The sequence below is a fragment of the Marinobacter iranensis genome (genome assembly GCF_029207565.1).
Lineage (GTDB): Bacteria > Pseudomonadota > Gammaproteobacteria > Pseudomonadales > Oleiphilaceae > Marinobacter > Marinobacter iranensis.
In genome coordinates, this window is sequence record NZ_JANCMW010000236.1 from 1 (window position 1) to 263 (window position 263).

1 protein-coding gene is annotated in these 263 nt (G+C 70.3%); it reads right to left on the reverse strand.

All coding sequences use genetic code 11. The features are described 5' to 3' along the window. Positions 1–263 (reverse strand): FCD domain-containing protein (locus NLU14_RS22170; protein ID WP_275710676.1); only part of this gene is annotated, 263 nt, incomplete at both ends.

The following is a 263-nucleotide window of genomic DNA, read 5'->3' on the forward strand; positions in this document are numbered from 1 at the left end:
CGAGATCGCCGAACAGGTGGTTGCCGCAGGCTGGAGCGAGATCGGAGTGGAACTGGAGACCGAGCGAGACGAAGCGCGCGACCTGGTCCTGCTCGTGGATCAGGTCGGCCTGCTCGTCGATGTGGCGGGTGAGCAGCGCGAGCCGATCGCCGTCGATCCGGCCTGCGGCGAGCGCGGCCGTGATCGGCTCGAGGTGCAGCCGCGTCTCGATCAACTCGCGTGGCGCGCTCGTGAGCGCGGACGGACTGAGCGTCGCAGCGGGG